This is a genomic window from Paraburkholderia bannensis NBRC 103871, from assembly GCF_000685015.1.
GTDB lineage: Bacteria > Pseudomonadota > Gammaproteobacteria > Burkholderiales > Burkholderiaceae > Paraburkholderia > Paraburkholderia bannensis.
This window is the reverse complement of record NZ_BAYA01000008.1, coordinates 96878-106367: the sequence shown is the minus strand read 5'-3', so window position 1 is coordinate 106367 and position 9490 is coordinate 96878. Positions and strand designations below refer to the sequence as shown.

General features: G+C 67.3%; 8 protein-coding genes. 5 read left to right on the top strand and 3 right to left on the bottom strand.

Annotation, left to right across the window (positions count from 1 at the left end; translation table 11 throughout):
- The 4 genes from BBA01S_RS15285 to BBA01S_RS41400 form a co-directional block, all read left to right on the top strand.
- On the top strand, positions 1 to 576 hold a 576-nt coding region (locus tag BBA01S_RS15285; RefSeq protein WP_027817218.1), incomplete at its 5' end, for an SDR family oxidoreductase.
- Positions 577 to 642: 66 nt separating this feature from the next.
- Positions 643 to 1707, top strand: coding sequence for an ABC transporter ATP-binding protein (locus BBA01S_RS15280; protein WP_027817217.1), 1065 nt, complete (start codon positions 643 to 645; stop codon positions 1705 to 1707).
- A 109-nt stretch (positions 1708 to 1816) separates the two neighbouring features.
- On the top strand, positions 1817 to 2689 hold the full coding sequence (locus tag BBA01S_RS15275) for a MurR/RpiR family transcriptional regulator (protein ID WP_027817216.1): 873 nt from the start codon (positions 1817 to 1819) through the stop codon (positions 2687 to 2689).
- Between the two features lie 124 nt (positions 2690 to 2813).
- Positions 2814 to 5000, top strand: a complete 2187-nt coding sequence (locus BBA01S_RS41400) for an O-linked N-acetylglucosamine transferase family protein (protein ID WP_052391763.1) — start codon at positions 2814 to 2816, stop codon at positions 4998 to 5000.
- On the opposite strand, the gene BBA01S_RS15265 is transcribed toward BBA01S_RS41400, so the two are convergent.
- From BBA01S_RS15265 to BBA01S_RS15255, 3 genes are all read right to left on the bottom strand, one after another.
- Positions 4981 to 6420, bottom strand: coding sequence for a cytochrome P450 (locus BBA01S_RS15265; RefSeq protein ID WP_027817215.1), 1440 nt, complete (start codon positions 6418 to 6420; stop codon positions 4981 to 4983). The genes BBA01S_RS41400 and BBA01S_RS15265 overlap by 20 nt on opposite strands.
- A 136-nt stretch (positions 6421 to 6556) precedes the next feature.
- Positions 6557 to 7396 (bottom strand): IclR family transcriptional regulator, encoded by an 840-nt coding sequence (locus BBA01S_RS15260; protein ID WP_042297260.1) that lies wholly within the window; start codon positions 7394 to 7396, stop codon positions 6557 to 6559.
- 2 nt (positions 7397 to 7398) lie between these two features.
- A complete protein-coding gene (locus BBA01S_RS15255; protein WP_027817213.1) occupies positions 7399 to 8247 on the bottom strand; it encodes an IclR family transcriptional regulator in 849 nt (282 codons plus the stop codon).
- Positions 8248 to 8523: 276 nt separating this feature from the next.
- Here BBA01S_RS15255 and BBA01S_RS15250 point away from each other — a divergent pair, with 276 nt between their 5' ends.
- Positions 8524 to 9483: an MBL fold metallo-hydrolase gene (locus BBA01S_RS15250; RefSeq protein ID WP_027817212.1), complete on the top strand. Its 960-nt coding sequence runs from the start codon at positions 8524 to 8526 to the stop codon at positions 9481 to 9483.
- Positions 9484 to 9490 lie beyond the last annotated feature (7 nt).

Below are 9490 nucleotides of genomic sequence, written 5' to 3'. Positions count from 1 at the left end.
GCCGTGGCGCGCGCCGTCGCCGCGCGCGGGCCGGTGGACGTGGCTGTCGCGAACGCGGGCGCGGCGCTCGGCACGTCGCTCGCGCGCACCGACGCGGCCAGCTGGCGGCATGACGTCGACCTGAACCTCAACGGCACTTACTACACCGTGGAAGCGGTGCGCGCCTCGATGATCGAGCGTCGCAGCGGCGTGCTGGTGCTGATCGGCTCGGTGAACGGCTTGAGCGCGCTCGGCCATCCCGCCTACAGCGCGGCGAAGGCGGGACTCGTGAGTTACACGAAGGCGCTGGCGATGGAACTGGGGCCGCACGGCATTCGGGCGAACATCGTCTGTCCCGGCACCGTGAAGACGCCCGCGTGGCATGCGCGCGTGGCGCAGAACCCGGAAATATTCGAACAACTCAAGAAGTGGTATCCGCTTGGCGACGTGGCCACGCCCGACGATATTGCCGATGCCGTGCAGTTTCTCGCCTCGCCGCAGGCGCGCGTGATCACGGGGGTCGCGCTGCCGGTGGACGCGGGGCTGATGGCGGGCAACCGGCTGATGGCGAGCGAACTCACGCTCGACGAAATCTGAAGAACGCACACGCACACGCACACGCACACGCACACGCACACGCACACGCACACGCACGAGGACAGCATGGCAGCGGTACAACTGAACGGCATCTACAAGCGCTACGGCGACACCCAGGTCGTGCATGGCGTCGATCTCGACATCGAGGACGGCGAGTTTGTCGTGCTGGTCGGCCCCTCGGGCTGCGGCAAGACCACGCTCATGCGCATGATCGCGGGTCTCGAAGACATCAGCGGCGGTGACCTGACCATCGGCGGCACGCGCGCGAATGCGCTGCCGCCGCAGCAGCGCAATATCTCGATGGTGTTCCAGAGCTACGCGCTGTATCCGCATCTTTCGGTGTACGACAACATCGCGTTCGGCCCGCGGATCCGCAAGGAGCGCGAGGACGGCTTCAAGCCGCGCATCGAGGCCGCCGCGAAGATGCTCAATCTCTCGAACTATCTGGAGCGCCTGCCGCGCGCGCTTTCGGGCGGCCAGCGGCAGCGCGTGGCGATGGGCCGCGCCGTGGTGCGCGAGCCGTCGCTGTTCCTGTTCGACGAGCCGCTGTCGAATCTCGACGCCAAGCTGCGCGTGCAGATGCGTACCGAAATCAAGGCGCTGCATCAGCGTCTGCGCAACACGGTGGTGTACGTCACGCACGACCAGATCGAGGCGATGACGATGGCCGACCGCATCGTCGTGATGAACGCCGGGCGCATCGAACAGATCGGCCGTCCGCTCGATCTCTACGACAGACCCGGCAACCTGTTCGTGGCGAGCTTCCTGGGCTCGCCGTCGATGAACTTCGTCGCCGGCAGCGTGATGAGCGACGCGCGCGGCACGGCGCTGGTGCTCGACGACGGCGTGCGCATCGCGCTGCCCGAAGGGCGCGCGCAGCAGGGCGCGCGCGTGACGCTGGGCATCCGGCCCGAGCACATCGAAACGGGCGCGGGCGACGTGCCCTTCGGCGTCGAAGTGATCGAGCCGACTGGCGCCGAGACCCACTTGTACGGGAAAATAGGCGGCAATTCATGGTGCGTCACGACGCGCGCGCGGCCCGGCATCGAACCGGGCCAGCGCATGACGCTGGGTTTGCCTCTCGCGCACCTGCATCTGTTCGATACCGAAAGCGGCAAGCGGCTCGATTGACGAAATGCGCGCCGGGCCCGCGCCCGGCCTGCTCATCGCCCGAAACAGGCACGTTGCGGCGCTCGCACCTTCCATGGTTCAACCCACGGCTCACGCCACGGAATTTAGCTTGCCGGTCTCCAACCTGATCCACCATATCCGCAATGTCGCGGAGTCGCTGCGGCCCGCCGAGCGCAAGGTCGCGCAGATGGTGCTCGCCGACATCGACTTTGCGATGCGCGCGAGCATCACCGAACTCGCGCTGCGCGCCGATGTGTCCGAGCCTTCGGTTACGCGCTTTTGCCGCGCGGTGGGCGCGCACGGCCTGCGCGACTTCAAGATGCGGCTCGCGCAGAGCGCGGCGGGCAGCATGCCGTTCGCGGCGGCGCAGGAAGTGACGAGCGGCGATGTCACCCAGGTCGGCACGTTGCTCGACAACGTCGCGGAGGCGGTGGCGCAAGGGGTGAAGCACGCGCGCGCGTCGCTCGATCCGGCGGTGTTCGAGGCGGCGGCCGCCGCTCTGGGCAGCGCGCGGCGTGTGTACTTCTTTGGCGTGGGCGCGGGGTCGGGGCTGGTCGCGCAGGACGCGGCGCTGCGCCTGCTGCGCCTCGACATCGCCGCGAGCGCGTTCACGGACGCACACCTGCAGCGGCTTTACGCGGGCTTGCTCGAACCCGGCGACGTGGCCTTCGCGATTTCGCAGTCGGGGCGCAGCGTCGAAGTCAACGAGAGCATCCAGATCGCCAAGGAGCGCGGCGCGACCACCATCGCGCTGACCAATGCGGGATCGCGGCTCGCGTGGGTCGTCGATATTCCGCTGCTGCTGCGCGTGCCCGCCGCGCAGGAACCGCACGCACCGGGCGTCGCGCGCATCGCGCATCTGGCCGTGATCGACGCGCTGGCGATTGCCGTGGCGATGGGCCTAACGCCGCATGCGCTCGAAAAGATGCGCGATGCGCAGGCGCGCAGCGGTTCGGATAGCGTAGGCGAAGTGAAGGAGTGAGCGCTTCGGCTTTTGAGACGCGTTCGCGCTGCGTGCTCTGTCAGGAGTCCGGCCAGCCAAATTGAGACGTCACTAGACTTGAGCGTTATCCGCTTGCCGCGCCGCTTGCCGCGCACTACGCATCATGTCTCGTTCCCAAACTTCCGAACCTTCACTGGCCGCCGCCGAATCCGCCTGGCAGCGCGGCGACATCGAAACCGCCCGCGCGCTATGCGCGCAGTTGATCTGCGCGAATGCGCATGACGCCGATGCGCTGAACCTTGCCGCCATGCTCGAAATCGGCCGCGACCGGCTGGCGGCCCGCGCGCTCGTCGACCGTGCTTTGGCCGTGCGCGAAACACCCAGCTTTCTCGTGACGTTCGCGATGACGTGCGACGCTGGCGAACGCCATCGCGCGATCCATGCGCTGCAATGTGCACTGGAACTGGAACCCCGTTCGCCCATCGCGCTCAACAATCTCGGCCATGTGTACGGCGAAGCGGGCGATTGCGCAGCGGCATCGCTGTGCTTCGAGCGCGCGCTCGCGCTCATGCCCACACACGCGGCGATCCACTTCAACTACGGCACGATGCTCTCGCAGGCAGGCGAACTCGCGCGCGCCGAGGCCGTGCTAAGGCGCACGCTGGAACTCGCGCCCGCGCATGCGAACGCGTGGAACAACCTCGGGCAAGTGCTGCTGAAACAGCATCGGCAGAGCGAAGCGTTGACTGTCTTCGAACACGCCCGCACGCTCGCGCCCGATTCCGTCGACGTGCTGACGAATCTCGGCGCATTGCTGGCGGGCGTGGGTCGCATCGACGAAGCGCGCGCCGCGCTCGAACGGGCGCTTACGCTGGAGCCAACCCGCGTGTCCGCGTGGAACAACCTCGGCAACCTGCACCTGCGTCTGGGCGACGTGGACGAAGCGCGCGCGGCGTTCACGCGCGCCATCGAGCTAAAGCCCGATTTCGCCGATGCGTTGCTCAATCTCGGCAATACGCATAGCAAGATGGGCGATATCGAAGGGGCCATCGCGAGCTATCGCCGCGCCCTGGTCGCCCAGCCCGCGCATATCGGTGCGCACAGCAATCTGCTTTTCGCGCTGATGTTCGCAACGGACGATGGCCATACGGTGCGCGTCGAGGCCGAGCGTTTCGCAGCGCAGCACGAAGCCGCGCTGCTTGCCGCAAGCGAGCACATGCACCACGCAAACTTGCCCGATCCCGCGCGACGCTTGCGGATCGGCTACGTGTCGCCGGATTTTCGCCACCATTGCCAGTCGCTGTTCATGATGCCGCTGCTGCGCCATCACGATCACGCTGCGTTTGAGATCGTCTGCTACGCGCTCGGCAACCAGCGCGACGACATGACCGACCAGATCAAGCGTCACGCCGATCTCTGGCGCGAAGCCGGCGAACTCGACGACGCGCGCCTTGCGCAGCAGATCCGCGACGATTCCATCGATGTCCTCGTCGATTTGACGATGCATATGGACGGCGCGCGGCGTTTGCTGTTCGCGCGCCGGCCCGCGCCTGTTCAGGTGGCGTGGCTGGCGTATCCGGGCACGACGGGCAGCCCGTCGATTGGCTGGCGGCTCACCGATCCGTGGATCGATCCGCCCGGTACGCCGCATATCGACGCCCCGTACACCGAGCGTTCGCTGCGCCTGCCCGATTCGTTCTGGTGTTACGACGCGCAGTCGCCAGGCGTGGAAGTTTCTCCGCTGCCCGCGCTGGAAAACGGTCACATAACATTCGGATGCCTGAATAACCCCTGCAAGCTCACCGACGCCACGCTCGCGCTCTGGGCGCCTGTGTTCGCGGCGCTACCCGACGCGCGGCTCATCTTGATGGCCCCGCCGGGCGCAGCCCGCGAGCGGCTGGCGGCGCGTTTTCGCGCGCACGGCATCGATCCCGCGCAGCTGGATTTCGTGGGCTTCCAGGCGCGCGAGGCCTATCTGCGCACGTACGGGAAAATCGACATCGCGCTCGATACGTTTCCGGCCAACGGCCACACCACGAGTCTCGACGCGCTCTGGATGGGCGTGCCGGTGCCCACGCGTCATGGGCGCACGGCGCTTAGCCGCGCGGGGCTATGCCTGCTCGCGAATCTGGGCTTGCCGGAACTTGCAGCCGATAACGATGCCGACTACGCCCGCATCGTCACGGCGCTGGCGCGCGACCTGCCGCGCCTGGCCGAACTGCGCGCGGGATTGCGCGCGTGCATGCAGGCGTCGCCGCTGATGGACGGCGCGCGCTTCGCCCGCAACATGGAAGCCGCTTTCCGGCACATGTGGCAGGCGTGGTGCGAAGCTAGCGCCTGCGCTTCGTGAGCCTCACCGGCATGGTGTCCGGCACCATCGTGAACGCGGACACTTCGTTGATCTTCGCGGGATCGATGGCCAGTTCGATCGAGAACTCGTTCATCAGCATGGAGAGCGCGAGGCGCATCTCCACCGTCGCCAGATGGCGACCGGGACACACACGCGGCCCCGCGCCGAACTGAAGATACGCCCGCACGTCGTGCGCACCCTCCGGCGCGGCGTGCTCGCCCTTGCGCATCCAGCGCCACGGATCGTAGCGCTGCGGATCGACGAAATTCTTCGCGTCGATCATCGCGGGCCGCGCGACGAAGAACATGCGCGTGCCTTTGGGCAGCGCCACGTCGTCCACCACCACGTCTTCGAGCGGCTCGAACGAATGCACGGCGGCCACCGGGCGCAGACGCGTCGCCTCGATGCAGATGGCCTCGAAGATGTCGAGTTCCTTGAGCGTCGCGTAGTCGGGGCAAACTGGCGCGTCGCCCAGCACGCGGTGGGCTTCTTCGCCCAGATGCGTCTGCAAGGCGGGATCGGCGGCCAGATAGGGCAGCGTCCAGGCGATCGAATCGGCGGTCGTGTCCTCGCCCGCGAGCAGGATCGTCAGGACATTGGCGCGGATCTGCGCATCGGTGATGGCGCCATGTTCGCCGCCATGCTGCTGCACGAGCATCGCTTCCATCAGGTTGCGCGGCGTGTCCGACGGCTCGTCGCGCATGCGCTCGCGGGCGCGCGCCATCATCGAATCGATATAGCGATGCACTTCCACGAGCGACTGGTCGAGCTTGCGATCGGCGGGCAGCTTGACGTAGCGCCAGTACGGGAACAGCGCGTTGATGCGGCCCATCACGCTCGGCAGGATGCGCTCCAGGTGCTCCTGGATCACGCCGTGATCGCGCTCCAGCGTGCGCGGGTCTTCGCCGAATGCGAGCGCGCTCGTCACGTCCACCGTGTAGCGCTTGAGATCGTCGGTCATCTCGACGGTCTCGCCACGTTCGGCTGCACGCAGCCAGCGCGTGCGCAGGCGCTGCGTGATGTCGGAAAGCGTCGGGTAGAACGCCTTGATGTTGTTGATCGACAGCGCCTGCATCACCAGCCGCCGATGCGTTTCCCACGCCGCGCCTTCGGCGGAAAAAAGGCCGTTGGAGCCCATCTCCTCAAGCACGGCTTCGATCGGCTGATAGCGGCGGTAGCGATGAGGACGCTCGCGCATGATCTGCTGGATCAGCTCGGTGTCCGTCCAGATCGTGATGGGAATGCTGCCCACCTGGAAGCGGTACGGCGTGCCGAGTTCTTCGGCCCAGCGTTCGAGGATCAGATGCAGGCGCGTGGGCGAAAGCTGCAGCAGGTTGCCGATGAGCGGCAGGCCGCGCGGGGCGGGCAGATCCGCAACCTGGCGCAACGCGGCGCTGGAACCGGTGGAGGCTGTGCTCATGGGCGCTTCCTTGTGCCTGTTGTATAGCGGTGGGCTTTCTTTCGGCTGGGTCGGCTTGGCGACGCGGCAATGCGGATTGAATCTGCATCGCCTGCGTTTGAATCAGCCGCGTTTGAAGCGCGATTATATCGACCGCCTATAGACCCGGTAACGCCGCGCCCGCGACATAACCGAAGCGGCGCGACAGGCGCTCGGCGGCGGCGATCAGGCGTTGCGCGCTCGCGCCTTCGCGCGTGACGTCGAGGTTGCCCGACGGCCCCATCAGCGCGAGCACGAGGCACACGCTGCCGGTGTGGTCGAACACGGGCGCGGCCACGGTGCTGATGCCGGGAACCGGCTTGTCGAGCGCGGTGTCGAGTCCCTGCGCGCGGATCGCGGCAAGGCGCTGCGCATAGTGAGCGTCGTCATCGGGCAACGCCGCTACACCGGCGAGCCGCAACCCGTCCTGCAGGAGTAGCGCGGCGCGCACGTCGTCGTCGAGCCACGCGGCGAACACGCGGCCGATGGCGGTGTTCACGAGCGACATCACCGTGCCCGGGCGCAGGCTCACATGCAGCGGACGCGGCGATTCTTCCAGGCGCACGACCGTGGGCCCAAGCGGCCCGGGCACCGCGAGCGCGACGCTCATGCCGGTGCCGGTGGCGAGATCGACGAGTTCGGCATCGGCTTCGCGCACGGGCGACAGGCGCGCGAGACCCAGCAGGCCGAGTTCGAGGCTCAGCGGCCCAGCTTCGTAGCGGCCCGCTTCGTCGCGCGCGAGCAGGCCGGTCTTGAGCAGGCTCACCAGATGCGGAAAGGCCTTCGCGCTGGGCATGCCCGCCGCCGCAGCGAGGTCGCGCAGCGACAGCGGCGTGCCGGCCGCGACGAGGGCAGCGAGCAGTTCGCCCGTGACGTCGAGCGCCTGAATGCCGCGTTGGGGTTTATCGGCGCTATCGATGCTGGTGGACGCGTCGGGTTCCAAAGAGGTTTTCGGCATGGTCAGGTCGATGGAAAGGCGGCTTGCGCGATCTGTTGCGCGGCGCCGTGCAGCGCGCGCACGAGCTTGCCGTCGGGCCGCACGTCGAGTGCGCCGCTCGCGCCGATGGCCGTGAGCGTGACGCGCAGCGTGTCTTGCGCATCGAGCACGGGCATGCAGACGCTGCTTACGCCGGGGCTCGGCGCATCGATGCCGAGTTCGAAGCCGCGTGCGCGGATCGTGTCGAGCGTGGCGGCGAAGGCGGCATCGGGCGTGGGGATGGCTTCGGCTGCCGCCGTGCCGCGCCAGACCGGCTGCGCCGTCTGGTTGGCCCACATCGCGCGCAAGGTGGTTTCGTCGAGAAACGCGCAGAACACGCGGCCCGTCGACGTGGCCGGCAGCGACATCACCGTGCCCACGTGCAGGTTGACGTGCAGCGGCAGGCTGGCGTGCTCGTAACGCACGATGGTCGGCCCCTGCGGCCCGGCGATGCACAGCGCGACGCTGCAGTTGTGGGCCTGCGCAAGCGCCGCCGCATGCGGCACGGCGTGGCGCAGCGCGGGCTGCTGCGCGAGATGCAGCAGGCCCAGGCGCAACGCCAGCGGCCCCGCTTCGTAACGACCGGACAGCGCGTCGCGCTTGATCAGTCCCAGGCGCGTGAGGCTAACAAGATAGGCGTGCGCCTGGCTCGACGCGATGTCGCCCGCCGCCGCGAGATCGGTGGGCGCGAGCGGCACGCGCGCGTCGGCGAGCACGCGCAGCAGGCGTGCGCCCACTTCGACACTCTGGATGCCGCGCTGGGTCTTGCCGGCGCCTGCGCCGTCCGCGTCCGGTTCGGCGACGCTGGGCGGCGCGTTGCGAGGGGTCTTCACTCGTTGTACCAGGCTAAAAAAGGGTTCATGTTAACCGAAGGAGGGGAGAATTCCGCTAGCTCCGTTGTTTGCATATGGCTAGTGTATTCGCTATTGACAAATAAAAACCGTCGGGCGATCATGGCCTCACCCCGGCAGAACAGCGCCTTAACCAAACCAGACGGGGCGAGACAAAACCGGCTGGCGCCCGCGCGCCGGTCACTGCACATGCGCCCCCGTAGCGCGTGCGCCCGGCCTCGCCTCGTCGCCCGTTCCCTACAGATACGGAGACTCCAGATGGCAAAGGCGTTCGCATCGCAGGCCGACCTCGAAGAAAAGCAGGTCACCTTCACCCAGCTCTCGGAAAACGCCTACGCGTACACGACCGAAGGCGACCCGAATTCGGGCGTCATCATCGGCGACGACGGCGTGCTGATCGTCGACACCACGGCCACGCCCGCCATGGCGCAGGATCTCATCGCGAAGATCCGCAGCGTCACCGACAAGCCCATCAAGTACGTCGTGCTCTCGCACTATCACGCGGTGCGCGTGCTGGGCGCGTCGGCGTATTTCGAGGAAGGCGCGCAGCAGATCATCGCGAGCCGCGGCACCTACGAGATGATCGTCGAGCGTGGCGAGCAGGACATGAAGTCGGAAATCGAGCGCTTCCCGCGTCTCTTCGCAGGCGTCGAAACGGTGCCGGGCCTGACGTGGCCGACGCTCGTGTTCGAGAAGGAAATCACGCTGTTCCTCGGCAAGCTCGAAGTGAAGATCGCGCATCTGGGCTCGGGCCACACCAAGGGCGACACGGTCGTGTGGCTGCCGCAGCAGAAGGTGCTGTACTCGGGCGACCTCGTGGAATACGACGCGGCCTGCTATTGCGGCGACGCGCAACTCGCCGAATGGCCCGCTACGCTCGAAGCGCTGCGCTCGCTGGGCGCGGAAAAGCTCGTGCCGGGCCGCGGCCCCGCGCTGCTCAATCCCGACGAAGTGAACAAGGGCCTCGATTACACGAAGGATTTCGTCTCGACGCTGCTCGCGCAGGGCCGCAAGGCGGTCGAACAGAAGCTCGACCTGAAGCAGTCGATGGCGCTCACGCGTGAAGCGATGGATCCGAAGTTCGGCCACGTGTTCATCTACGAGCATTGCCTGCCGTTCGACGTGTCGCGCGCGTATGACGAGGCGAGCGGCATCACGCACCCGCGCATCTGGACGGCGCAGCGCGACAAGGACATGTGGGACGCGTTGCAGGATTGAGCGGTCG